Raw genomic sequence first — 23,903 nt, 5'->3', positions numbered from 1 at the left:
CTGAAATGGATAGCAGAGGGATCTCCCCGTTGGGAGTGACGTATTTTGAGGAATAACGATGAAAAGAATCGCAATCACCTGTGCATTACTGTCTAGCTTTGTGGTGAGCAGCGTCTGGGCTGATGCTGCCAGCGACCTGAAAAGCCGTCTGGATAAAGTCAGTAGCTTCCATGCCAGCTTTACTCAGAAGGTCACGGACGGTAGCGGCGCGGCGGTGCAGGAAGGTCAGGGCGACTTATGGGTTAAACGCCCTAATCTGTTTAACTGGCATATGACGCAGCCTGACGAGAGCATTCTGGTTTCCGATGGTAAAACGCTGTGGTTCTTTAACCCGTTTGTTGAGCAGGCGACTGCGACCTGGTTGAAAGACGCTACGGGCAACACGCCGTTTATGCTGATTGCGCGTAACCAGGCCAGCGACTGGCAACAGTACAACATTAAGCAAAACGGCGATGATTTCGTGCTGACGCCAAAAACCAGCAGCGGTAACCTGAAGCAGTTTACTATCAATGTTGGGCGGGACGGGACGATCCATCAGTTCAGTGCCGTTGAGCAAGACGATCAGCGCAGCAGCTATCAGCTGAAATCTCAGCAGAATGGTGCGATTGAACCTTCGAAATTCACCTTTACCCCGCCGCAAGGTGTAACGGTTGACGATCAACGTAAGTAGAGGCGTGTGAGTGAGCAATCTGTCGCTCGACTTTTCTGATAATACCTTTCAGCCACTGGCCGCACGTATGCGGCCAGAAAATTTAGCGCAGTACATCGGCCAGCAGCATCTGCTGGCTGCGGGTAAACCCTTGCCGCGCGCCATCGAGGCCGGGCACCTGCACTCTATGATTTTATGGGGTCCGCCGGGGACGGGGAAAACCACGCTAGCCGAAGTTATTGCCCGTTACGCTAACGCCGATGTTGAACGAATTTCGGCGGTCACGTCTGGTGTAAAAGAAATTCGTGAAGCGATTGAGCGGGCGCGTCAGAATCGTAACGCGGGTCGACGTACGATCCTGTTCGTGGACGAAGTTCACCGTTTTAATAAAAGCCAACAGGATGCGTTTTTACCGCATATTGAAGACGGTACCATCACGTTTATTGGCGCCACCACTGAAAATCCCTCGTTTGAACTGAACTCGGCACTGTTGTCGCGGGCGCGTGTTTATTTACTGAAATCGTTAACCACCGACGATATTGAACAGGTGCTGGACCAGGCGATGTCAGATAAAGCCCGGGGTTACGGTGGTCAGGATATCGTACTGCCGCCAGAGACGCGTCGGGCGATTGCCGAACTGGTGAATGGCGACGCGCGGCGAGCGCTGAATACGCTGGAAATGATGGCCGATATGGCCGAAGTTGATGATTCCGGTAAGCGCGTATTGAAACCAGAATTGCTCACTGAAATTGCCGGTGAACGCAGCGCACGCTTTGATAATAAAGGTGATCGTTTTTACGATCTCATCTCCGCATTACACAAATCGGTTCGCGGCAGCGCCCCGGATGCGGCGCTTTATTGGTATGCGCGCATCATTAGTGCAGGCGGTGACCCGCTGTATGTTGCCCGTCGCTGTCTGGCCATTGCCTCTGAAGATGTCGGCAATGCCGACCCTCGCGCCATGCAGGTGGCAATTTCCGCATGGGACTGCTTTACCCGCGTGGGACCCGCGGAAGGTGAACGAGCGATTGCTCAGGCGATTGTTTATCTGGCCTGCGCGCCGAAAAGTAATGCGGTTTACACCGCCTTCAAAGCCGCGCTGGCTGATGCCCGCGAACGTCCGGATTACGACGTGCCGGTCCACCTGCGCAATGCGCCAACTAAGCTGATGAAAGAAATGGGCTATGGTCAGGAGTATCGTTACGCCCATGATGAACCAAATGCCTATGCCGCCGGAGAAGAGTACTTCCCGCAGAAAATGGCACAAACGCGCTATTATCATCCCACAAACAGAGGTCTTGAAGGCAAGATTGGCGAAAAGCTCGCCTGGCTCGCCGGACAGGATCAAAATAGCCCTATAAAACGCTACCGTTAGTGTTATCGTTGCGGTAATGTTGTCTCTGTATCCCTGTGACCGCAGGCTGTGGTCACTTTCTCCTATTTTAATTCGATAAGCACAGGATAAGCATGCTCGATCCCAATCTGCTGCGTAATGAGCCAGACGCAGTCGCAGAAAAACTGGCAAGCCGGGGCTTTAAGCTGGATGTAGATAAGCTGCGCGCTCTTGAAGAGCGTCGTAAAGTTCTGCAGGTACAAACTGAAAACCTGCAGGCAGAGCGTAACTCTCGATCGAAATCCATCGGCCAGGCAAAAGCGCGCGGGGAAGATATCGAGTCTTTACGTCTGGAAGTGAACAAACTGGGCGAAGAGCTGGATGCCGCGAAAGCTGAACTTGATACCTTACAGGCCGAGATCCGCGACATTGCGCTGACCATTCCTAACCTGCCAGCGGACGACGTTCCGGTGGGTAAAGATGAAAATGACAACGTTGAAGTCAGCCGTTGGGGTACGCCGCGTGAGTTTGATTTCGAAGTGCGCGATCACGTTACCCTGGGTGAAATGCACACGGGTCTTGATTTTGCCGCTGCGGTTAAGCTGACCGGCTCTCGTTTCGTCGTGATGAAAGGGCAGATCGCGCGCATGCACCGTGCGCTGTCTCAGTTCATGCTGGATCTGCATACCGAGCAGCATGGTTACAGCGAAAACTACGTTCCGTATCTGGTTAACCATGACACGCTGTACGGAACAGGGCAACTGCCGAAATTTGCTGGCGATCTGTTCCACACCCGTCCGCTGGATGAAGAAGCTGACAGCAGCAACTATGCGCTGATCCCAACGGCAGAAGTTCCGCTGACCAACCTGGTTCGCGACGAAATCATTGACGAAGATGCGCTGCCGATCAAAATGACCGCGCATACGCCGTGCTTCCGTTCTGAAGCAGGTTCTTACGGTCGTGATACCCGTGGTCTGATCCGTATGCACCAGTTCGATAAAGTTGAAATGGTGCAGATCGTTCGCCCGGAAGACTCTATGGACGCGCTGGAAGAGATGACCGGCCATGCTGAGAAGGTTCTTCAGCTGCTGGGCCTGCCGTACCGTAAGATCATCCTGTGCACAGGCGACATGGGCTTCGGCGCATGCAAAACGTACGATCTGGAAGTGTGGATCCCGGCGCAGAACACCTATCGCGAAATCTCCTCTTGCTCCAACGTGTGGGATTTCCAGGCTCGTCGTATGCAGGCGCGTTGCCGCAGCAAATCCGACAAAAAGACCCGTTTAGTACATACGCTGAACGGTTCCGGTCTGGCGGTTGGACGTACGCTGGTTGCGGTGATGGAAAACTATCAGCAGGCTGATGGCCGTATTCAGGTTCCGGAAGTGTTACGTCCGTACATGAATGGCCTGGAATTTATCGGCTAAGCTGCCTTTCTTTGCTAAAAAAGCGCCTCAGGGCGCTTTTTTTATGCCCGTTTGACGTCGGACAATAACGCCTACCTCCATAGGAGTAATACTGCCTTCGAATGAAAGTCAGTATTTATCTCTGTCTTTTCGCAAATTCAGTATCTACCAGTCTGTATATTGATATTAACGCTATATAAAAATCTATATAACGAGTATTTCTCTTTTGTTTATTGTGAGCAGCAGAGCGAGCCACTATGAAAACTAAGATCCCCGATGCCATGCTGGCAGCTGAGGTTAGTCGCCGAGGTTTGGTGAAAACGACGGCGATAGGCGGACTGGCGGTGGCCAGTAGCGCGTTTACCCTGCCATTTACCCGTATTGCAAATGCTGCAGAAGCCCTTAATCCGACACAGGCCAATGAGAAAGTCATCTGGAGCGCGTGTACGGTGAACTGTGGTAGCCGCTGTCCTCTGCGTATGCACGTGGTAGACGGTGAAATAAAGTATGTTGAAACCGACAACACCGGTGATGACAACTATGACGGCTTGCACCAGGTACGCGCCTGTCTGCGTGGTCGCTCCATGCGTCGTCGCGTTTATAATCCCGACCGTCTGAAATACCCGATGAAACGTGTCGGTAAACGTGGCGAAGGGAAATTTGAGCGTATCAGCTGGGATGAAGCCTACGACATCATTGCCAGCAATATGCAGCGTCTTATCAAAGACTACGGCAACGAGTCTATCTACCTGAACTACGGCACAGGTACGCTGGGCGGCACCCTGACACGCTCCTGGCCGCCAGGCAAAACGCTGGTAGCACGTCTGATGAACTGCTGTGGCGGCTACCTGAACCACTACGGTGACTACTCTTCAGCGCAAATCGCTGCCGGGTTGAACTACACCTACGGCGGCTGGGCAGACGGTAACAGCCCGTCCGACATTGAAAACAGCAAGCTGGTGGTTCTGTTCGGGAATAACCCAGGTGAAACCCGTATGAGCGGGGGTGGGGTAACCTATTACCTTGAACAGGCGCGACAGAAATCCAATGCCCGCATGATTATTATCGATCCTCGCTACACGGATACCGGTGCGGGTCGTGAAGATGAATGGATCCCGATCCGCCCAGGTACCGATGCGGCGCTGGTGAATGGTCTGGCGTATGTGCTGATCACCGAAAACATGGTCGATCAACCGTTCCTTGATAAATACTGCGTGGGTTACGACGAGAAAACCTTACCGGCCGACGCACCGAAAAACGGTCACTATAAGGCGTATATTCTTGGGCAGGGCAAAGACGGTATCGCCAAGACCCCGGAATGGGCAGCGCAAATTACCGGTATTCCTGCTGATCGAATCGTCAAACTGGCACGTGAAATCGGTAGCGCTAAACCGGCATATATCAGTCAGGGGTGGGGACCGCAGCGCCATGCTAACGGTGAAATAGCGACTCGTGCCATTTCTATGCTGGCAATCCTTACCGGTAACGTTGGGATTAACGGCGGCAACAGCGGGGCGCGTGAGGGCTCATACAGTTTGCCGTTTGAACGTATGCCTACGCTGGAAAACCCAGTCGAAACCAGCATCTCTATGTTTATGTGGACGGACGCCATTGAGCGAGGTCCGGAGATGACGGCGCTGCGTGACGGTGTTCGTGGCAAAGATAAGCTCGATGTTCCGATTAAGATGATCTGGAACTATGCCGGTAACTGTCTGATTAACCAGCACTCTGATATCAACCGCACACATGAAATCCTACAGGATGATAAGAAGTGCGAGATGATCGTTGTCATCGACTGTCATATGACCTCCTCGGCGAAATACGCGGATATTTTGCTGCCGGACTGCACCGCTTCGGAGCAGATGGACTTCGCACTGGATGCCTCCTGCGGAAATATGTCGTATGTGATTTTCACCGATCAGGCGATCAAACCACGCTTCGAATGCAAGACTATCTACCAGATGACCAGTGAGCTAGCGAAACGCCTTGGTGTTGAGCAGCAGTTTACAGAAGGTCGTACTCAGGAAGAGTGGATGCGTCATCTGTACGAGCAGTCGCGCAAAGCCATTCCTGAACTGCCAACGTTTGAAGAATTCCGCAAGCAGGGGATCTTTAAACAGCGCGACCCGCAGGGACATCACGTGGCCTACAAGGCGTTCCGTGAGGATCCTAACGCCAATCCGCTGACCACGCCGTCAGGTAAGATCGAAATTTATTCGCAGCAGCTTGCCGAGATCGCGTCAACCTGGGAGCTGCCGGAAGGTGATGTGATTGATCCACTGCCGATTTATACCCCAGGTTTTGAGAGCTTAAACGATCCGCTGGTGGAGAAATTCCCTCTGCAGTTGACCGGCTTCCACTATAAGTCTCGCGTCCACTCGACCTATGGCAACGTGGATGTTCTGAAAGCATCCTGCCGTCAGGAAATGTGGATCAACCCGATGGATGCACAGCGACGCGGCATTAACAACGGCGACAAGGTGCGCATCTTTAACGATCGTGGTGAAGTGCACATCGAGGCGAAAGTAACGCCGCGTATGATGCCTGGCGTGGTGGCATTGGGCGAAGGGGCGTGGTATGACCCGGACGCAAAACGCGTGGACCAGGGCGGTTGTATTAACGTCCTGACGACCCAGCGTCCGTCTCCTCTCGCGAAGGGGAACCCATCACACACGAACCTTGTTCAGGTTGAAAAGGTGTAAGGAGTAACCGATGACAACCCAGTATGGATTTTTTATTGATTCCAGCCGTTGCACCGGTTGCAAAACCTGCGAACTGGCGTGCAAAGATTTCAAAAATTTAACCCCTGAAGTCAGCTTCCGCCGCATTTATGAGTACGCGGGCGGTGACTGGCAGGAAGACAACGGCGTCTGGCATCAGAACGTCTTTGCCTATTACCTCTCCATTGCGTGTAACCACTGTGAAGACCCGGCCTGTACCAAGGTGTGTCCGAGCGGTGCGATGCACAAACGTGAAGATGGTTTTGTCGTTGTCGATGAAGATGTGTGCATCGGCTGCCGCTATTGCCACATGGCCTGTCCTTACGGCGCACCACAGTATAATGCTGACAAAGGGCACATGACCAAATGCGATGGCTGCCATGAGCGCGTCGCTGAAGGTAAGAAACCTATTTGCGTCGAGTCCTGTCCACTGCGTGCGCTGGATTTTGGCCCAATTGATGAACTGCGCAAAAAACACGGTACTTTGGCTGCGGTTGCGCCACTGCCAGGCGCGCACTTTACCAAACCGAGCATTGTCATCAAACCTAACGCCAATAGCCGCCCGACCGGGGATACCACAGGTTATCTGGCTAATCCGAAGGAGGTGTAAGATGGGAAGTGGATGGCATGAATGGCCGCTGATGATCTTCACGGTCTTCGGACAGTGTGTGGTTGGCGGTTTTATTGTTCTGGCGCTGGCGTTGATGAAAGGGGGCTTACGCCCAGAATCGCAGCAACGCGTAATTACCTGCATGTTTGGGCTGTGGGTATTAATGGGCATTGGTTTTATTGCCTCTATGCTCCACTTGGGCTCACCGATGCGCGCCTTTAACTCACTCAATCGCGTTGGGTCATCTGCGTTGAGTAACGAAATTGCCAGCGGCTCACTCTTCTTTGCCGTTGGCGGTATCGGCTGGCTGCTGGCTATGTTGAAGAAAATGTCGCCCGCATTACGCAATCTGTGGTTAGTTGTCACCATGGTGCTGGGTGTGGTTTTTGTCTGGATGATGGTGCGCGTGTATAACACCATCGATACCGTACCGACCTGGTACAGCGTCTGGACACCGCTGGGCTTCTTCCTGACGATGTTTATGGGCGGTCCGCTGCTGGGATATCTGTTACTGAGAATTGCTGGCGTGGATGGTTGGGCGATGCGCCTGCTGCCGGCTATATCAGTGCTTGCTCTGGTCGTGAGTGCCATCATGTCGGTAATGCAGGGGACTGAACTGGCGACAATCCACAGTTCTATTCAACAGGCCTCTGCGCTGGTTCCGGATTACGGTTCGCTGATGGCGTGGCGGATTGTGGCACTGGCGTTAGCGTTGTGCTGCTGGATAGTACCGCAAGTGAAGGGTTACCAGCCTGCCGTTCCGTTGCTTTCTGTCGCGTTTATTCTGCTGTTAGTCGGCGAGCTGATTGGTCGTGGCGTGTTCTACGGGCTGCATATGACCGTCGGTATGGCGGTGGCGAGTTAATCCATAATATGCCGGATGGCGCCTTGTGCTTTAACAAGCCTACAATAACCGTAGGCCTTAAAGCTGCGCGCTATCCGGCTACATGTCAGGTCAGTGTTTTGCCCCAGTCTTTACTTCTGCTTAGTTAACGTGTCATAGCTGGTCATCAGATTGCGATAATCCGGAATGTGATTAGAGAACAACGTCGCCAGACCTTCGATATCGTTGCGCCAGTCGCGGTGCAGTTCGCATGCTACTCCGAACCATGTCATCAATTGAGCGCCTGCTTGAGACATCCGATCCCATGCTGAATGGCGGGTAATTTCATTAAACGTGCCTGAAGCATCGGTGACAACAAAGACGTCAAAACCTTCTTCAATAGCCGAGAGCGCTGGGAAAGCGACGCAAACTTCCGTCACGACACCAGCGATAATCAGCTGCTTTTTGCCGGTCGCTTTTACTGCTTTCACGAAATCTTCGTTATCCCATGCGTTAATGTTTCCTGGGCGAGCAATGTAGGGCGCATCCGGAAATTGAGCTTTCAGTTCCGGTACCAGCGGTCCGTTTGGTCCTGTCTCAAAACTGGTTGTCAGAATGGTTGGGAGGTTGAAGTATTTTGCTAAGTCACCGAGCGCAAGCACGTTGTTTTTAAATTTATCGGGATCGATATCCCGAACCAGAGAGAGCAGGCCAGCCTGATGGTCGACCAGCAGTACTGCCGCATTGTCTTTATCAAGTCTTACGTAAGGTTTAGTCATGGTATTTCTCCTGTTCAGTATCAGTGGGGAAATTTGATGAGTTTAAGTCTACGAAAAGAACGATATTTGGATTAGATAGATAAATAAGAACTCACTGTTCTATTTTGAAGACAATGCAGCTCAGCATCCCGCATAGAGTTTAGTAAGAAATAAAAGTAAGGGGAGTCCATGAAATTTTTCGACTGAACGTAACGCGAGATTTTTGTTTTAGATCAATAAAAACAAGCAGATGTGTTTTTGTGTTTTTTATCTATTCACATTAAGAATCAGTAATGCAAATCGATCGACCAGAAAGCGCCTCAGCCCTCTGATTCCGCCGATTGACAATGTTTTTAGCAGTGGCATGATGCGCATGAAATTTGAACTTCCTCACGGTTTTTATTCATGTCCACCTATACCCGTCCCGTCATGCTATTGCTGTGCGGGCTACTTCTGTTGACCCTGGCGATCGCCGTGTTAAACACGCTCGTCCCGCTTTGGCTCGCCCATGAAAATCTCCCTACCTGGCAGGTAGGCGTGGTGAGCTCGTCTTACTTTACCGGTAATCTGGTAGGGACGTTGCTGACAGGGTATTTAATAAAACACCTTGGTTTTAACCGCAGCTATTACATCGCCTCGCTTATTTTTGCCGCGGGCTGTGTCGGGCTGGGGATTATGGTGGGATTCTGGAGCTGGATGACATGGCGTTTTATCGCCGGTGTTGGCTGCGCCATGATCTGGGTGGTCGTGGAAAGCGCGCTGATGTGCAGCGGGACGTCACGTAATCGCGGACGGTTACTTGCCGCCTATATGATGATCTATTACGTGGGAACGTTTTTAGGCCAACTGCTGGTTAGTAAAGTATCAACAGAATTGATGAACGTCCTGCCGTGGGTGACGGGTACTATCCTGGCGGGTGTTTTGCCACTGCTCTTTACGCGCATTGCTAATCAGCAGGGCGATGAACAGCAGTCTACGCCTATTGTCTCCATGCTGAGGTTGCGTCAGGCGCGCCTGGGCGTTAATGGCTGCATTATTTCCGGGATCGTGCTGGGGTCTTTGTATGGCCTGATGCCGCTGTATCTCAACCATCAGGGGGTGAGCAACGCCAGCATTGGTTTCTGGATGGCGGTTCTGGTAAGTGCCGGTATTCTGGGGCAATGGCCGATTGGCCGTCTGGCGGATAAGCTGGGACGTCTGCTGGTTTTACGCGTCCAGGTCTTCGTGGTGATCGTCGGGAGTATCGCCATGCTGAATCAGGCGGCGATGGCGCCCGCGTTGTTTATGTTGGGTGCGGCAGGCTTTACCCTCTATCCGGTCGCGATGGCCTGGGCCTGTGAAAAGGTGGAACATCATCAGCTGGTCGCCATGAATCAGGCATTGTTATTGAGCTATACCGTGGGTAGCCTGCTGGGACCTTCGTTTACTGCGATGCTAATGCAGAATTATTCAGATAGCTTGTTGTTTATCATGATCGCCAGCGTATCGTTTATTTATTTACTGATGCTGCTGCGTAAGACGGGCCATACGCCCAATTCTATTGCGCACATTTGACCTGATTTAACAGAATATGAACAGGTTCCCATACATACTGTTTATGTATGCTTTATGGGAACCTGCATTATTTAATCGCACACGTCTGTCCTGAAAATAAAGTGTGCAGAAGGTTATAGTTTTACATCCTGCCGTTTCCGCTCGCTCATTTTACCGCGCATAATCCCACGCCTCATATATTGATAATCAAAAAGCTTCCACAAAGGATTGCGTATGGCTGGTGTGCAGGAAAAACAATTGCGATGGTACAACATTGCATTAATGTCATTTATTACCGTCTGGGGCTTTGGTAACGTCGTCAACAACTATGCTAATCAGGGATTGGTTGTTGTCTCCTCCTGGATATTTATTTTCGCGCTCTATTTTATTCCTTATGCGTTGATCGTCGGGCAGCTTGGCTCAACCTTTAAAGAGGGTAAAGGCGGCGTCAGTACCTGGATTAAACATACTATGGGGCCAGGGTTGGCCTATCTTGCTGCCTGGACCTATTGGGTTGTTCATATACCTTATCTGGCGCAAAAACCGCAGGCTATTCTGATTGCGCTGGGATGGGCGCTGAAGGGCGATGGTTCGTTGATTAAAGAGTACACCGTCGTGGCGTTGCAGGGGCTGACGCTGGCGCTGTTTGTCTTTTTCATGTGGGTTGCGTCCCGTGGCATGAAGTCACTGAAAATTGTTGGGTCAGTTGCAGGCATCGCGATGTTTGTGATGTCCATTTTGTATGTCGTGATGGCGGTAACCGCGCCTGCAATTACGGATGTGCAAATAGCGACAACCAATATCACCTGGGAATCGTTTATCCCACACATCGATTTTACCTACATTACCACGATCTCCATGCTGGTCTTTGCCGTGGGCGGTGCGGAGAAAATTTCGCCATATGTTAATCAGACACGTAATCCGGGCAAAGAATTTCCAAAAGGGATGCTCGTTCTGGCTGTTATGGTAGCGGTATGCGCGATTCTCGGGTCGCTGGCTATGGGAATGATGTTTGACTCCCGGCATATTCCAGATGACCTGATGACGAATGGTCAATATTACGCCTTCCAGAAATTGGGTGAGTATTATGGTATGGGTAATTCGCTGATGGTTATTTACGCGATTGCCAATACGCTGGGACAGATTGCGGCATTGGTATTTTCTATTGATGCACCGCTTAAAGTTCTGCTGGGTGATGCTGATCGTAAATATATTCCCGAGAGCCTGTGTAAAACCAACGCTTCCGGTACGCCGGTAAATGGTTATATTCTGACGCTGGTGCTGGTGGCGATTTTGATTATGTTGCCAACGCTGGGAATTGGCGACATGAACAACCTGTATAAATGGCTATTGAATCTTAACTCTGTCGTGATGCCATTGCGTTATTTATGGGTGTTTGTGGCGTTCATTGCCGTTATTCGCCTGGCGCAAAAATATAAATCGGAATATGTCTTTATTCGCAACCGCTCGCTTGCGATGACCGTGGGGATCTGGTGCTTTGCCTTTACCGCATTTGCCTGTCTGACCGGGATTTTCCCGAAAATGGAAGCCTTTACCCCTGAGTGGACATTCCAGCTCACGCTGAATATTGTGACGCCATTTGTGCTGGTTGGACTGGGATTGATTTTCCCGCTACTGGCGAGAAGAGTACGCTAAAGACAAGTGTGGCAGAAGAGCAGGAGATAGTGATGCTATCTCCTGCTTTGCTTCTCAAAACAACGGGGACAGTTCTTTTGGGATGGCATACTGTTTGCCATCATAACGCAGCACCCAACTGACTTTCCCCGGTTTATCCTTTGATGCGCACTGCTCGTTGGCGTCTGTATAGGCCGTTGATTCCACGTTTTTCTCGTTTACCCGAATATCGATGTACCCATTATGTGAATCAGGCGCAAGGGCAAGGGTGCGTTTAATGTCGTGGAATGTTCCCACACAGTTCCCGTCCCATTCACCGGTGCTATTCTCAAGTACGATTCCGTTTAATACCGCCCGTAGTTGATTATTTTCAATAACAAACAGCGATAGCGCATCTTCACTAAAAGGATTTACACGGGAACTGCCGGTGCGGGCGACTCGTAAGCCAAATGCGGTCTGATCTGGGGTAACTTTCCAGCGCGCAGTATCCAGCGCCAGACCGGTAATTTGAATGGCATCGTCATTCATACGTTCGGGCAGGTGTAGCCGCTGTTTTACGTCGAGGCTTGTGGAATCCAGTACCAGAAGCTCCAGATCGCCAATGCGATCGTAATCGCTATATTGTTGTGCCATCAGCGGAATCGCCGCTAGGGTCAGTTCCGGGTGGGCTGGCCAGACACGGCAAATTGCGCTTTGCGGTGAGTTACCTGTGATATCGATAACCTGATTATGTTGTGTGAGTAGCTTGCCTTCCGCTGTCGGTTTTGCATCTGGCCACGCATGTTGCACAATGGCGTTGATATCACAGTTGCTGGCGGCATTTACGTATTGGACAGATAACAGCAACATGCCAGAAATGAATAACCGCATGGCGTCCTTTCCTTTAATTCGAGTGGTTGTCGCTTAGATAGCAAAACGGCTGCCGTTCAGGGCAGCCGTTTCGTGGTGGCTAAAACTCAATACATCACTTTATGTCCATATTGCTCGAGAATGCCCTTCACGCGCTCCATGGTCTCTTTCTTCGGTGGTTTGACGCCATCCAGTTTGTACTCTTCGCCCATTGCTACCCATTTGTGTTTGCCCAGCTCGTGGTAAGGCAGCAGCTCGATTTTTTCAACGTTACCCATATCGCGAGTAAATTCTCCGAGGCGGTGTGCGGAGTCATCGTCATCAGACCAGCCAGGTACGACAACATAGCGGATCCACACTTTGATGTCTTTGTTTGACAGGTAACGCGCGAACTCCAGCGTACGATGGTTAGATACGCCGACCAGATTCTGATGGATTTCATCGTTCATCTGTTTGAGATCGAGCATGACCAGGTCGGTGACTTCCAGCAGCTCATCGATCACCGGATCGTAGCGGCGAACAAAACCGTTGGTATCCAGACAGGTATGAATACCTTCTTTTTTACAAGCGCGGAACCAGTCACGTACGAATTCAGCTTGCAGGATAGCTTCGCCGCCAGACGCCGTCACGCCGCCGCCGGATGCGTTCATAAAGTGGCGATAGGTCACCACCTCTTTCATTAATTCGTCGACGGTGACTTCTTTACCGCCGTGTGTATCCCACGTGTCACGGTTATGGCAATACAGGCAGCGCATCAGGCAGCCCTGAAAGAAGGTAATAAAGCGGATGCCCGGGCCATCAACAGTGCCACAGGATTCAAAGGAGTGAATGCGACCAATAACTGACTTGGTAGCCCCCGATGCAGCGGGGTTTTCTGTTGTATTACAGTGATTTAAATTACTCATATCGCTCTAATTCGCTCTAAGTAGCTCTGGTTTATGGACGCATTATGGACATTCCAGACACCGGATTTAGTGTCACTGCATCTTGCAGGAAATCCGGCGCGAAATGTGCGTAGGTCATAGTTTGCTGTATGTTTGAATGACCCAATATGCGCTGCAATGTGATTATGTTACCTCCATTCATTATAAAATGTGTGGCAAATGTGTGCCTCAAAACATGTACGGCCTGTCCATCTGGTAAATCGGGTTTAACCTCTTTTAAGGCGGTACGTACTTTGTAGTAACTGGCGTTAAAGAGCCTGCCTGAGTTTTTCTTCTTGATTCGCTTTATTAGGTCAAGCGAAAGGGGGATTGTCCTGCGCTTCCCGTTTTTGGTTTTCATGAATGTAACCATCTGATTTATGATGTGCTCGGCTTTTAAGTCAGAAACTTCACCCCACCTGCCGCCGGTTGACAAACAAACTAGAACGGCGCTGAGCTCGTCGCCATCAAGGCGGGTTAACAGAGCTTCAATCTCCTCGCCTGACAAAAAAGCCATTTCGAAAGAAGCCTCTTTCAACCGCTTGATATCCCTGAACGGATTAGGGCAGTTGTATTCCTCTGCATCAATCAGTTTTGTGAATACGCCGCTCATCATTGCCATATGTCGGTTTACACTGGCTGGTTTCAACCCCTCATTCATCATCAACACCCGGTAATCGGTTATCGATTTTTTGGTTAGTTGATCTGCTCTGGTTATACCCATTTCCTCAAACTTTGCGGCTATTGTTGTAAGTCGACCCCTTTCGATATCCCCGCGGGGGTGCATCTTGCCGTGATATATCCACCAACGTTCTAAAAGTTCGGTAATTCTTCTTCGGTCTGCTGGTTTTTCAATCCACTCTTTATTGTGAAAGTTAACCAGTACATGGCGTTCAAAGGCTTGCGCCTCGCCCTTTGTGTTAAATTTGCGCCGGATGCGTTTTCCGTCTGCACCCTGCGGCCTTACGTCCACTTCATATCGACCGTCATCGAGTTTCTTAATGCTCATAAGATTCTCCATGCGGTGTATAAATTCTTCTTTTGTGCCTTTGACGCTATTTTTTGCGGTTTGAATCTCCTGTGGTTACGTTGCTCGCCGTATTTGTTAACAAGTAAACAAACTTTGTAATAAATATGCGCACGGTGAATGGTTAACCAGTCTTTTGGTCTGAGTGCTGCGAGGTTGTTAAATCTTGCCCAGAGTGTGCGAGCGCCGGAGCTATCTGTCCGGCTTCGGGGTCAGTCTCATCAAACATGAACCAATCGCGGTACTTACGAAATCGAGGGTGTTTAAAGAGTTTCATACCTGCGTCCATCGGCATTTTGGATTTTCCAGACTCGTAGCCGTGATAGGTGTAGTAATTTATTCCAATTAATTCAGCAAGTTCCTTTGTTTTTAAACGTTCAGACTCACGGATGAGTTTTAACTTCTCGCTTTGTTCACTTGACATAATTTTGCTAATCTCCAATTATATGTGCAGTTAAACATTGGCATTCACTTTAAATGGCTCTAAGTAGCTCCAGTTGGTGAAATGCAAATCTTATGGAGGATAGCAAATTGTCAACAGGTGTAGAAATTTCTTGTGTTGCGGTTGATGGAGGAAGCGCAGAAAGCTCTGTTAAGAAGAAGGAGGTCCGTATTTCTGAACATCCATCTGACTTGCTTTCTAAAGAGGGGTTTGCGCTTTATATCGGCAAAAGTCCTCGTGCAGTGGCTGAAATGGCTAAGTCCGGCAAATTGCCAGCTTTTTACATGACGGATCCTTTAAAACCAGGTGGTCAAGCGGAGTTATGGGTAAACCGCCGCGAGTGGGATAAATATGCTGCACAGTTGGTGCAGGACGCTCCGACCGAGTGGCATGACTGGAAAAACCGTATTAGCTACAGCAAGTCGGCTCATGGTCGCGCGGTTGCTTAGGGGAAAGGCTCATGAATGAACCTCGTTGCATTGCTCAGTTACTGCGTAGCGAAAGCCAACGCCCGATGCCGTTCAAGATTACTCATGGTAAAGGACGTAAGGGAGTCATCATTCGCACCCGTAAGCCGGGATTTATTTCCATGGTTAAACGTTTCATAAAATCCAGAGGGTTATCGTTATGACGGTTATGACATTTGCCATAGTGGACAAACAACCTGCCGCCCTCCGCGGCTTGATTGGAAAGTATCTGGCCGCGCCTCGCTGGTCTGATACCTGTGATTTCTATAACCAGATGATGGAGCGCGAACGCCTGACAATTTGCTTTCATGCTCAGTTAAAACAGCGTCACGCAAATATGCGCCTAGAAGAAATGAACGACGCCGATCGCGAGCGTCTGATTAACGCGATTGACGAGCTGCGTAATACCTTTTCTAAATCCCGCCAGATGGGCGCGAGTGCCTCAACGTTTGTCGGGCGCATGACCGTCAGCCAGCGCCGCGCTCTTTTCATGCATGCCGGGTTAACAGAAAAAGAATTTAATCAACCCATCTGGCGCACCGATGAGGCGTCATGTTATTGGCGTGAGAAGCTCTTACGCGCACTGCGTGAATTAATTGCGCTATTTGAAAACGCACCAACGATTTTAACATCGGTGAAGCCTGAACAGTATTTGCATTAATTAGGTTTGAAGTGAATTTAACGCGCTTAACTGCGTGGAGATTTCTTTTATCTGGAGAATGGAATGAAAGAATTAATAGAGCTTATTTATAAAAGCAATACTTGCGAGGTGTATGATTGCTGGCGCTTTATTAAAAAGCATAAGCAAGTATTTATTTTTAATGTTGATATAAACAAAATTATCTCAGCAGTTTTAGACGAGTTTTTTGCACCAGGCGAAGTTGGTTATCTGTTTTACCTTGCCTCTAAACCTTCTTTTGTGCCCGCCAGCACTACAGCAGTTTCTTTGTCAGCGAGTGATATCAATAAAATCGTCAAGTATGTCTGGCGCGAACAGCAGCGGCGACGTCGTGCCGAGCGTAGCGAATCCGGTTTTGATGATGGTCTCCCTTTCTAACGATGCAGTCATAATTAACGGGGCTTGTTTAAATGCCAGCAAATAAAAGTAATGAACAAATCAGACGTGAAGCAACAAAAGACGTTATTAACAAAATGCGCATTATTTCATTGGCTCAGGCAACCATCTTTGGTGTGGGTAATCCTGATGCCGGGAAATTTGTAAAAGAGTTGACCGAAACAATTATCAGAATTGTTGAATCATCTTGTCAGGAGTCTAACTAATGGGTATTCGTATTGAAATCGGCGACCGCTATGTCGTCACCAGTGACCAGTTTCAATTTATTTTATGCGAAAAGAAAACTGCACTGACGGGTAATAATGCCGGTAAAGAGTGGCTGAATACTGTCGGTTATTATCCGAAATTGAGCCAGCTTGTTTCCGGTTTACTGCATCATTCAATTCTGACCGGCGACGCAACCGCATTTGAATCGCTGGCCGTGCAGGTTGAGCGCGTGGCCGAACAGTGTCAGGCGGCTTTCTGCAACGATGGCCGTTGAGAACCGGGGGCGTGTCACCCCTTCGCCTCCACCACCATTTCGCAAAAATGCCGGTGAGCCCTTCACCGGCGCTTTCCCATGGAATAAACCAAAAGCGGCCATTGGTCGCGACAGACCTCTTACACGTGCCGAATTCCGTCAGGTGCAAGCGGTTTTATTCAAGATTGACCGCCTGCCGTTCTTTCTGCGCTCGCATTTCACCTCGCGTTATAACTACATACGCCGGACTAAAAGCCCGGTGCATGGCCTGTTTTACCTGAAAAAAACATTCGAAGAGCGGCTCTGGCCGCGCCTCGAGCGTGTTAATCAGGTGTACGGGATGGACACCAGTAAATCGATACGGCTTTTATCCGAACGCGATGAATTTGAAACGCTGCCGGATATGAATGACAAAGTGCTGAAGAAATTCGCCGCCCGATTATCTGCACAGATTTTCATGGCGTATGAAGAGTTTAGCGATGAATACACCGAGGCATACGGGAGCAAAGAGGCGCTGTTTACCGATGATGCTCAATCGTATCTTTACGGCCAGCTCGCTGGCGCGGTGCGCGCGCTTAACATCACCCCGATGTACTGGAAGAAATACCAGAAAGGTCAGATGACCATCCGTATGGCCTACTCGGCCATCGCGCGCATGATGAATAACGAGTGGTGGGTCAGCCAGCTTAAAGCCCAGCGCATGCGCTGGCGTGAGTCCCTGCTGATTGCTGCCGGTGAGGTCAATAAAGACCGTTCTCCGTATGCCAGCAAGACAGCAATTCGGGACGTTCACGCGCGCCGCCTGGCTAATCTGGAATACCTCAAATCCTGCGAGCTCGAGAATAAAGCGAACGGCGAGCGTATCGACCTGATTAGCAAGGTTATGGCGAGTATTTCAAACCCTGAAATTCGTCGTATGGAGCTGATGAATACCATCGCCGGTATTGAGCGTTACGCCGCATCAGTCGGCGACGTTGGCATGTTTATCACCATCACCACGCCGTCAAAATATCACCCGACCCGTCAGGTTGGGAAAGGTGAGAATAAAACCGTCCAGCTTAATCACGGCTGGAATGATGAGGCGTACACGCCGAAAGATGGTCAGCGCTATTTATGCAGCATCTGGAGCAAAATGCGCACGGCATTCAAAGATAATGATTTGCAGGTGTACGGGATGCGCGTTGTTGAGCCTCATCACGATGCAACTCCCCACTGGCATATGATGTTGTTTTGCAAACGCAGCCAGCGTAAGCAGATTATCGACATTATGTGGCGCTATGCGATGAAGGAAGACGGTAACGAGCGCGGAGCGGCGCGTAATCGCTTCGAGGCTAAACACCTCAACAAAGGCGGCGCGGCTGGCTATATCGCAAAATATATCGCTAAAAATATCGACGGCTATGCGCTCGATGGCCAGCTCGATAAAGACACCGGTAAACCCCTGAAAGATACCGCCTCAGCGGTCACCGCATGGGCGTCAACATGGCGCATCCCTCAGTTTAAACCGATTGGCATCCCGACGATGGGCGCATATCGCGAGCTAAGAAAGCTGCCTCGCGGCGTCAGCATTGCCAGCGACTTTGACGAGCGTGTTGAAGCGGCTCGCGCGGCTGCTGATGAGGGGGAGTTTGATTTCTATATTGCCGCACAGGGTGGCGCGAATGTCAGGCGTGATGACCAGACCGTCAGGGTTGCGCGCACCACGACCGATGAGGTTAACGAATATGAAGAGGATATCGAGAGAGTCGTCGGTATTTACGCCCCGCATCTTGGCGCGGGTCACATTCGGATCACCCGTACATCAGAATGGCGCATTGTTCCAAAGGCCGTTGCCGTTGAGCCTTTGACTTTAAAAAGCGGCATCGCCGCGCCTCGGAGTCCTGTCAATAACTGTGGGTTACCTGCCAACGGAACCGACAGGGATATGACGCCTACACCGTCTGAGCAAGCCGCAGCGGTGATAAATCTCATTGATGCAGGGGTTATCGACTGGAATGACCCGGACGCCGTGAAGGTGCTCAGGGACGCGCTAAAAGCGGGGGCTAAACCTCAAAACAGGCAACAAAGAAACCGATCACCGTTGAAGCCGGATGAATTAGCACCTTCAGCTCGCCTGACAAAATCGCAGCGCGACCAGATATCACGCATCCGGTTTGACCTCGCACAACACGGCATCACGCCGGAAAGGTGGGAACTGGATGTACTGGCGCGAGGCGCAACGGTGACATATGGCGAGAAAAAATTCAGTTATGCGGTTGCTGATGAGTGGCCGGGTTTTTCAACTGAAACGGAGTGTACCTAATGACAACTAAGTTAATCCAGATAGGTAATTATCCGGGATAACGCCGCCAGTGTTGTAACTTGTTTTCAGCGCTGGCGGCGTTCGACAACGAGCATTGCGAGGCGTTAGCTGTACTGGACTGAAGGCAAAACAAAAAACTCAACCTATTGCCTTGTTTTTGATAAGATAGTTTTTTTGTATGAGGAATATACAAAAGAGAAATAAAGGAGACCGTAGCGGCGCATATGGACTTGAGAACAGGTAACGTGTTTTCAATATGAAATAATTACTTGCTAACGTTTATTTATATTGAGCTGGCGGAGGAAAACGTTAATGATGATCTCCACCACAAAATGTCATAGTAGATATTGATTTTTTCTAGTGCTGAGGTTTGCATGAAAATAAAAAATGAATTGAGTAGAGAGTTTCATGAGACTGTAATATTCGATTTAAAAGAAGACCTTTTGAAACTTGAGGAAAATCTCTCAAATACATCATTGTTATTGTCATTTCAGTTTAAAATAATTAAGCACATAATTAAGTGTGAAAGAATAATCAAGAGGTTAAAGTCTCATTTAATTGAGTTGAAAAGAATAAAAAGAAAAGGTGGCTTGCAAAAAGAACAATCCATACTCATCAAAGAGAGAATGAAAAATGTAGATGAATGCATTGAGAATATGAAATTTAAGATATACATTTTCAAAATGTTTGGTGATGGTGTCGTTTTTTTGTATCTTGATAAGTTTGATGTTAAGCATTGTTTTTATAATGTTGTAGATTATAGCCCTAAAGAATTGGCTGGTGCGTTGGGAGGGAAAAATGGTCTAAAAGAGGAGTGGAATATTGTAAAGGATGCTTGCAGTGCTGGCTTTCCAGCGTTGCTTAATGATATTACAATGAGTATGAGACATGGGGATGTTTGTTTGTTTAGTGGAGGCGTTCCTGTGCTAGTAGAAGTTAAGTCAAGTCAAAACAAAAACAGTCGCGTTGAACGTCAAAAAGTAAACTTACAAAAGCTAGGTGGATTTTTATCAGAGGATAAGGCTGAAAATTTTAGAGGTTTTCCTTTGATTGCTAGAATGGAACTATGCATTCCAGAAGTTACATATAAAAAGGAAATAAATGAACAGTTAGTTATTTGTAGGAGTCAAGACAGTTCGTGGATTAAGTTGGAAGATGGCTTCTATGTAATATCGATTCGTGATGGCAATATTGGGGATATTTTGTCCAAGCTAGATTTAAGTGGGGGGCAGATGGCGCCGATTTTTTTGAATGAATGTAAAAGCAATCAAAGTTGGATTCCATTAACCCCTTTCGTTAATCTTATAAACAACCCTAGTGATTTGTGTGATTTTATAAATGGTGACCTAACAATTTTATGCATTTTGGATTTGGATTGTTTCAAAGAGATAGCTCGAAATGAAGGCTTTGAACTTATTTTCATCAATGATGATGATTACTCCATGTTATTTAAAGAGTTTGATAGTTCATTAATATGGGGGTTGTCATGGCAGATGATGCTTAGAGTCCCTTTAGAAATGATGTCAATGTCTTGGTTGATCAGGGATTCAATTACCAGATTTAAACAACTGCAAGAGCAAGATAGCGTTACATTTTCTTCATCCGAAATTAATGCCTTGGAGCCCTCACCTTTAGAAAAGTACCGACATCTTTTTTTAAAATGATCCAGATAGCATTGCTGCATGTGAAGGAAGCATCAATTTGCATATTTTTTCCTCTTCTATCGAGCGTGAGTGCCGCCAGTGCTGGTGCGCCTCCGGCGTGTTCGTGCAACTGCATTAAAACCGACCCATAAAGCGGGCAGGCGTGGCGGGGATAGCACTGCGCGCCAGAGGTGGTGACAGCATTTAATTTATTGCGTCTGTGGGCGTCGTGACGGCGCTGGTGCTTTGCAGGTCTGCGATGATGTGTCCGTGGGATTGTGTGGCACGTGGTCTGTCTAAGGCTGTCAGGGGGTAGGCCGCCCGGAGGCGGCAATTTTTGAGGGGTTATTATGATTCGAGGCTGTAATCTTTAAAGCGGATCACCTCCATCCCGAGCCAGTCGTTAATCTCTTTAAAGCGTTCCTGCAGTGGGGTGAGCTCATTACGCACAAACACCCGCGCTACCTTCTCAACATCCCCCATTGAGCCAATATTTTCCGGCTTGCCCCCCATGAGCTGGAACGGTACGCGGTGCGCATCGAGCAGGTCAGCGGCGCTCACCTTTTTGATATTGAAAAAGTCATCTTTCGTGGCGACCTCACTCAGCGGCACTATCTTGATGCCATCCGGTTTCCCGTTGGGAGCGTAGAAAAACAGGTTTTTAAAATTCCCGAGTCCCTTTGAATCACGCATTGCAGAACGCAGCGACTCGACGTCGGTGCTGCTTTGCGCTGCGTCGGTGACGTACATGATGTAACCCGCGTGCGCGCCATTCTGGTAATACTTGCGACGAAACAGGGTGGCGGATTCATTCAGCCAGGCGGAATTAAGTGCACTCAGGTATTCCGGCATGCCGTACAATTCCTGATTGATATCAGGCTCCAGCAGGTGAAACACCGAGCCGGGTGCGAACGGGTGCGGGTTGTTAAAGCTCGATATGTACCAGTAAACACCTTCCTCGACACCCCGGCGGGTATATTTTGCCGGTGATGTTTCCAGTTTTAAAAGCTGGCCGGTAACGCTCATGCGCTTCTCGAGATAGCCGTTGGCAAAGACCAGATAATCCAGCACGAGGCGGCTGAAATCCTGACGCGACAGCAGCGGGTGCGGGATGTAGGTGCTCGTCAGAATATTTCGTTTCACGTAAATCGGCGAGCTGTGATGCACGGCGGCGCGCAGGCTTTTTGCCAGACCTGAGAAGTTGACCGGCGGCTCATACCACTTCCCGTTATTGATGCATTCGACATAATCGAGGATATCGCGGCGATCCAGAACGGCGGAGGGCTCGCCAAAGGTGAACGCCTCCATTTTTTGCGGCGCGCTGGCGGTCGTTGTGGCATGTTTCTTCTGTTGTTTTTTCATGTCAGTTAATATCCAGAATTGACGTTGAATGCATACCGCTACCGGCGGAAAGCGGCTCGTTTAACAGGGCGTGCATAGTTGCCCATGCGATGTCTGCGTGGCTGGCTTCTTCACTGCGGCTGGCCTCATAGGTGGAGCTGCGCCCGCTGCTGGTCATGGTTTTACGGATAGCCATAAATGACTGAGTGATGTCGGTTGCACCGGCGTCGTATTCCAGACACCCGCGTCTGATGGTGTCTTTCGCTTTCAGCACCATCGCGGTTTTCATTTCCGGTGTGTAGCGAATGGCGCGCGCCGCCGGGAAGAACGAGCGCACGAGCTGGTAAACACCCTGGCCGATGCCGGTCGCATCGATGCCGATATACTCGACGCAGTATTTTTCGGTCAGCTCGCGGATAGCCTCGGCCTGCGTCGCAAAATCCATGCCTTTCCACTGGTGACGCTCAAGGATGCGGAACTTGCCACCGGCAACCAGTGGCGGAGCCAGTACCGCACAGCCTGCACTGTCGCCGGTGTGTGACGGGTCATAGCCAATCCAGACCGGGCGCCAGTTAAACGGACGGTCAGAAAACGGCTCGAAGTCCTCCCATTCTTCCATCGCATCGACCATGCAGCGCTGCAGCTCCTCGAACGGGAATACCGATGCCTTATCGTCGACAAACTCACACATGAAGAGGTTGCGGAAATCGTCGGCGCTGTTTTCCTGTTTCAGTTGATCCAGATTAAACAGCGTGCATCCCCCGGCGAGCGCGTCCTCGATGGTGACAATCTGCCGCCACTGACCGTCCGGGCACAGCACGCCCCCGGCCAGCGCCTTATGACTGATATCGATGTCGACACGCTCGGCGGCGCTGCTGCGTCCCCGGTTAAACAGCTCACCTGACCAGAACGGATATGCGCCATGTGCCAGCGTCGAGGGGGTTGAAAAGTAGGTGGTGCGCAGGTGTGACTGTGACGCCATCCCCGAGGCGACTTTGCGCAGTTTCTGAAAGTTGGGGATCCAGAAAATTTCATCGACATACAGGTCACCGTTATGACTCTGCGCCGTGTTGGAATTTGTCCCGAGAAAAATCAGCTCTGCGCCGTTGTTGCCGATGACAATCGGGTCGCCTGACAGGTCGACGTCGACCATGCGGGCAAAGGCGATGATGTACTTTCGGAACACGTAAGCCTGCGTCTTACTGGCTGACAAAAATATCTGGTTTTGCCCGGTTTTCAGGGCGCGCAGCAATGACTCGCGGGCAAAGTAAAACGTGGCGCCAATCTGGCGCGATTTGAGGATGTGGCGAATACGGTGCGCGATACCGGCCTTGTGCCAGTTGAGCTGATACTCAAAGGATTGATCGAAGAAAATCTCTTCGAGCTTTTCGATGGCCTCATCGCTGAAAAAATTACGTTTTGGCTTGCGGCGCTCGCCTTTGTTGCGGCTGGCAATGTTGGGGTTTAAATCTGCCTCGTTTCCGGTCTGGCCGTAACGGCTGACGCGCGCGAGCCGTTCCATCTGGCGTGACAGAAAGTCAGCGACCTTGAAGTCATGCGGTGTGAGGTCAGGCTTTGCATAAAGCTGAATCAGGCGCGCCTCAAGCGTGGATTCCACGCGGTTAAGCGGAGCGGTTTCCTCCCATCCGTCACGCTGTTTCCAGCTCTGCACGGTCGGGCGCTTGACCTGCAGCGTGTCGGCGATTTGTGGCACGGAAAACCCCTGCCAGAACAACAGCCGAGCCTGTCGTCGGGGGTCATGCAAAAGGGAGAGGTCAGTCGAAATGGTCATGGTTGCCTCGTGTCAGTGAATACGGGGCAAGGCTAAGGAAATAGCCAGGCATTATCGCTAACCCCCTGTTGTGTCAGGGGGTACACGTCTGCAAGCGGTGGCTGATGCGGGGCGG

23 protein-coding genes are annotated in these 23,903 nt (G+C 50.1%); 16 read left to right on the top strand and 7 right to left on the bottom strand.

Features of this window, described 5'->3' with window-relative positions; genetic code table 11:
* Positions 1-58: 58 nt before the first annotated feature.
* From lolA to OGY09_RS04325, 6 genes are all read left to right on the top strand, one after another.
* Positions 59-670, top strand: a complete 612-nt coding sequence (gene lolA, locus OGY09_RS04350) for an outer membrane lipoprotein periplasmic chaperone LolA (RefSeq protein ID WP_003831898.1) — start codon at positions 59-61, stop codon at positions 668-670.
* A 10-nt stretch (positions 671-680) separates the two neighbouring features.
* On the top strand, positions 681-2,024 hold the full coding sequence (rarA, locus tag OGY09_RS04345) for a replication-associated recombination protein RarA (RefSeq protein ID WP_032942827.1): 1,344 nt from the start codon (positions 681-683) through the stop codon (positions 2,022-2,024).
* Positions 2,025-2,116: 92 nt separating this feature from the next.
* Complete coding sequence (serS, locus tag OGY09_RS04340) at positions 2,117-3,409, top strand: serine--tRNA ligase (RefSeq protein WP_003831902.1); 1,293 nt, start codon at positions 2,117-2,119, stop codon at positions 3,407-3,409.
* A 236-nt stretch (positions 3,410-3,645) separates the two neighbouring features.
* Positions 3,646-6,090, top strand: a complete 2,445-nt coding sequence (dmsA, locus tag OGY09_RS04335) for a dimethylsulfoxide reductase subunit A (protein ID WP_008784257.1) — start codon at positions 3,646-3,648, stop codon at positions 6,088-6,090.
* A gap of 10 nt (positions 6,091-6,100) precedes the next feature.
* Positions 6,101-6,718 (top strand): dimethylsulfoxide reductase iron-sulfur subunit DmsB, encoded by a 618-nt coding sequence (gene dmsB / locus OGY09_RS04330; RefSeq protein ID WP_003831905.1) that lies wholly within the window; start codon positions 6,101-6,103, stop codon positions 6,716-6,718.
* Position 6,719: 1 nt separating this feature from the next.
* Positions 6,720-7,583 carry a dimethyl sulfoxide reductase anchor subunit family protein gene (locus OGY09_RS04325; RefSeq protein WP_003831906.1) on the top strand — a complete coding sequence of 288 codons (864 nt, stop codon included), beginning with the start codon at positions 6,720-6,722 and terminating at the stop codon, positions 7,581-7,583.
* 110 nt (positions 7,584-7,693) lie between these two features.
* Here the strand turns inward: OGY09_RS04325 and ycaC are convergent, their stop codons facing one another.
* On the bottom strand, positions 7,694-8,320 hold the full coding sequence (gene ycaC / locus OGY09_RS04320; RefSeq protein ID WP_003035746.1) for an isochorismate family cysteine hydrolase YcaC: 627 nt from the start codon (positions 8,318-8,320) through the stop codon (positions 7,694-7,696).
* 384 nt (positions 8,321-8,704) lie between these two features.
* Here ycaC and OGY09_RS04315 point away from each other — a divergent pair, with 384 nt between their 5' ends.
* Positions 8,705-9,853, top strand: a complete 1,149-nt coding sequence (locus OGY09_RS04315) for an MFS transporter (RefSeq protein WP_003831907.1) — start codon at positions 8,705-8,707, stop codon at positions 9,851-9,853.
* A 213-nt stretch (positions 9,854-10,066) separates the two neighbouring features.
* Positions 10,067-11,488 carry an amino acid permease gene (locus OGY09_RS04310; RefSeq protein ID WP_032942830.1) on the top strand — a complete coding sequence of 474 codons (1,422 nt, stop codon included), beginning with the start codon at positions 10,067-10,069 and terminating at the stop codon, positions 11,486-11,488.
* 54 nt (positions 11,489-11,542) lie between these two features.
* Here OGY09_RS04310 and OGY09_RS04305 read toward each other — a convergent pair whose 3' ends face one another.
* The 4 genes from OGY09_RS04305 to OGY09_RS04290 form a co-directional block, all read right to left on the bottom strand.
* Positions 11,543-12,337, bottom strand: a complete 795-nt coding sequence (locus OGY09_RS04305) for a PA3715 family protein (protein ID WP_032942831.1) — start codon at positions 12,335-12,337, stop codon at positions 11,543-11,545.
* Between the two features lie 86 nt (positions 12,338-12,423).
* Positions 12,424-13,221: a pyruvate formate lyase 1-activating protein gene (pflA, locus tag OGY09_RS04300; protein WP_044701640.1), complete on the bottom strand. Its 798-nt coding sequence runs from the start codon at positions 13,219-13,221 to the stop codon at positions 12,424-12,426.
* 31 nt (positions 13,222-13,252) lie between these two features.
* Positions 13,253-14,248, bottom strand: coding sequence for a phage integrase (locus OGY09_RS04295; RefSeq protein ID WP_286590022.1), 996 nt, complete (start codon positions 14,246-14,248; stop codon positions 13,253-13,255).
* 142 nt (positions 14,249-14,390) lie between these two features.
* Positions 14,391-14,690, bottom strand: a complete 300-nt coding sequence (locus OGY09_RS04290; protein ID WP_181539866.1) for a helix-turn-helix transcriptional regulator — start codon at positions 14,688-14,690, stop codon at positions 14,391-14,393.
* A 92-nt stretch (positions 14,691-14,782) separates the two neighbouring features.
* On the opposite strand from OGY09_RS04290, the gene OGY09_RS04285 reads away from it, so the two are divergent.
* From OGY09_RS04285 to OGY09_RS04250, 8 genes are all read left to right on the top strand, one after another.
* Positions 14,783-15,157, top strand: coding sequence for a Cox family DNA-binding protein (locus OGY09_RS04285; RefSeq protein WP_050592489.1), 375 nt, complete (start codon positions 14,783-14,785; stop codon positions 15,155-15,157).
* An 11-nt stretch (positions 15,158-15,168) separates the two neighbouring features.
* Positions 15,169-15,339 (top strand): hypothetical protein, encoded by a 171-nt coding sequence (locus tag OGY09_RS04280; protein WP_286590017.1) that lies wholly within the window; start codon positions 15,169-15,171, stop codon positions 15,337-15,339.
* Positions 15,336-15,836 (top strand): phage replication protein B, encoded by a 501-nt coding sequence (gene repB / locus OGY09_RS04275; protein WP_046493317.1) that lies wholly within the window; start codon positions 15,336-15,338, stop codon positions 15,834-15,836. The genes OGY09_RS04280 and repB overlap by 4 nt, the downstream gene beginning before the upstream one ends.
* A 63-nt stretch (positions 15,837-15,899) precedes the next feature.
* The gene (locus tag OGY09_RS04270) at positions 15,900-16,232 is read left to right on the top strand and encodes a hypothetical protein (protein ID WP_121571574.1); all 333 of its coding nucleotides are present in this window, start codon (positions 15,900-15,902) and stop codon (positions 16,230-16,232) included.
* A 32-nt stretch (positions 16,233-16,264) separates the two neighbouring features.
* The gene (locus OGY09_RS04265; RefSeq protein ID WP_286590015.1) at positions 16,265-16,456 is read left to right on the top strand and encodes a hypothetical protein; all 192 of its coding nucleotides are present in this window, start codon (positions 16,265-16,267) and stop codon (positions 16,454-16,456) included.
* A complete protein-coding gene (locus OGY09_RS04260) occupies positions 16,456-16,731 on the top strand; it encodes a DUF5405 family protein (protein WP_286590013.1) in 276 nt (91 codons plus the stop codon). Before OGY09_RS04265 ends, OGY09_RS04260 begins: the two co-directional genes overlap by 1 nt.
* Entirely contained in the window at positions 16,721-19,012 is a 2,292-nt protein-coding gene (locus OGY09_RS04255; protein ID WP_286590011.1) for a replication endonuclease, read from the top strand. The genes OGY09_RS04260 and OGY09_RS04255 overlap by 11 nt, the downstream gene beginning before the upstream one ends.
* A gap of 374 nt (positions 19,013-19,386) precedes the next feature.
* The gene (locus OGY09_RS04250) at positions 19,387-20,676 is read left to right on the top strand and encodes a hypothetical protein (protein WP_286590009.1); all 1,290 of its coding nucleotides are present in this window, start codon (positions 19,387-19,389) and stop codon (positions 20,674-20,676) included.
* Between the two features lie 327 nt (positions 20,677-21,003).
* On the opposite strand, the gene OGY09_RS04245 is transcribed toward OGY09_RS04250, so the two are convergent.
* Positions 21,004-22,017: a phage portal protein gene (locus tag OGY09_RS04245; protein ID WP_286590007.1), complete on the bottom strand. Its 1,014-nt coding sequence runs from the start codon at positions 22,015-22,017 to the stop codon at positions 21,004-21,006.
* A 1-nt stretch (position 22,018) separates the two neighbouring features.
* A complete protein-coding gene (locus OGY09_RS04240; RefSeq protein WP_100194571.1) occupies positions 22,019-23,788 on the bottom strand; it encodes a terminase ATPase subunit family protein in 1,770 nt (589 codons plus the stop codon).
* Positions 23,789-23,903: the final 115 nt, after the last annotated feature.

Source organism: Citrobacter sp. Cpo071, assembly GCF_030332765.1.
GTDB classification, from domain to species: domain Bacteria; phylum Pseudomonadota; class Gammaproteobacteria; order Enterobacterales; family Enterobacteriaceae; genus Citrobacter; species Citrobacter portucalensis.
This window is presented reverse-complemented; position numbering and strand designations above follow the sequence as displayed.

Coding starts and splice junctions, on each gene's coding strand:
- lolA (WP_003831898.1), top strand. CDS start 59: ATGAAAAGAATCGCAATCACCTGTGCATTACTGTCTAGCTTTGTGGTG.
- serS (WP_003831902.1), top strand. CDS start 2,117: ATGCTCGATCCCAATCTGCTGCGTAATGAGCCAGACGCAGTCGCAGAA.
- dmsA (WP_008784257.1), top strand. CDS start 3,646: ATGAAAACTAAGATCCCCGATGCCATGCTGGCAGCTGAGGTTAGTCGC.
- dmsB (WP_003831905.1), top strand. CDS start 6,101: ATGACAACCCAGTATGGATTTTTTATTGATTCCAGCCGTTGCACCGGT.
- OGY09_RS04325 (WP_003831906.1), top strand. CDS start 6,720: ATGGGAAGTGGATGGCATGAATGGCCGCTGATGATCTTCACGGTCTTC.
- ycaC (WP_003035746.1), bottom strand. CDS start 8,320: ATGACTAAACCTTACGTAAGACTTGATAAAGACAATGCGGCAGTACTG.
- OGY09_RS04315 (WP_003831907.1), top strand. CDS start 8,705: ATGTCCACCTATACCCGTCCCGTCATGCTATTGCTGTGCGGGCTACTT.
- OGY09_RS04310 (WP_032942830.1), top strand. CDS start 10,067: ATGGCTGGTGTGCAGGAAAAACAATTGCGATGGTACAACATTGCATTA.
- OGY09_RS04305 (WP_032942831.1), bottom strand. CDS start 12,337: ATGCGGTTATTCATTTCTGGCATGTTGCTGTTATCTGTCCAATACGTA.
- pflA (WP_044701640.1), bottom strand. CDS start 13,221: ATGAGTAATTTAAATCACTGTAATACAACAGAAAACCCCGCTGCATCG.
- OGY09_RS04295 (WP_286590022.1), bottom strand. CDS start 14,248: ATGAGCATTAAGAAACTCGATGACGGTCGATATGAAGTGGACGTAAGG.
- OGY09_RS04290 (WP_181539866.1), bottom strand. CDS start 14,690: ATGTCAAGTGAACAAAGCGAGAAGTTAAAACTCATCCGTGAGTCTGAA.
- OGY09_RS04285 (WP_050592489.1), top strand. CDS start 14,783: ATGGAGGATAGCAAATTGTCAACAGGTGTAGAAATTTCTTGTGTTGCG.
- OGY09_RS04280 (WP_286590017.1), top strand. CDS start 15,169: ATGAATGAACCTCGTTGCATTGCTCAGTTACTGCGTAGCGAAAGCCAA.
- repB (WP_046493317.1), top strand. CDS start 15,336: ATGACGGTTATGACATTTGCCATAGTGGACAAACAACCTGCCGCCCTC.
- OGY09_RS04270 (WP_121571574.1), top strand. CDS start 15,900: ATGAAAGAATTAATAGAGCTTATTTATAAAAGCAATACTTGCGAGGTG.
- OGY09_RS04265 (WP_286590015.1), top strand. CDS start 16,265: ATGCCAGCAAATAAAAGTAATGAACAAATCAGACGTGAAGCAACAAAA.
- OGY09_RS04260 (WP_286590013.1), top strand. CDS start 16,456: ATGGGTATTCGTATTGAAATCGGCGACCGCTATGTCGTCACCAGTGAC.
- OGY09_RS04255 (WP_286590011.1), top strand. CDS start 16,721: ATGGCCGTTGAGAACCGGGGGCGTGTCACCCCTTCGCCTCCACCACCA.
- OGY09_RS04250 (WP_286590009.1), top strand. CDS start 19,387: ATGAAAATAAAAAATGAATTGAGTAGAGAGTTTCATGAGACTGTAATA.
- OGY09_RS04245 (WP_286590007.1), bottom strand. CDS start 22,017: ATGAAAAAACAACAGAAGAAACATGCCACAACGACCGCCAGCGCGCCG.
- OGY09_RS04240 (WP_100194571.1), bottom strand. CDS start 23,788: ATGACCATTTCGACTGACCTCTCCCTTTTGCATGACCCCCGACGACAG.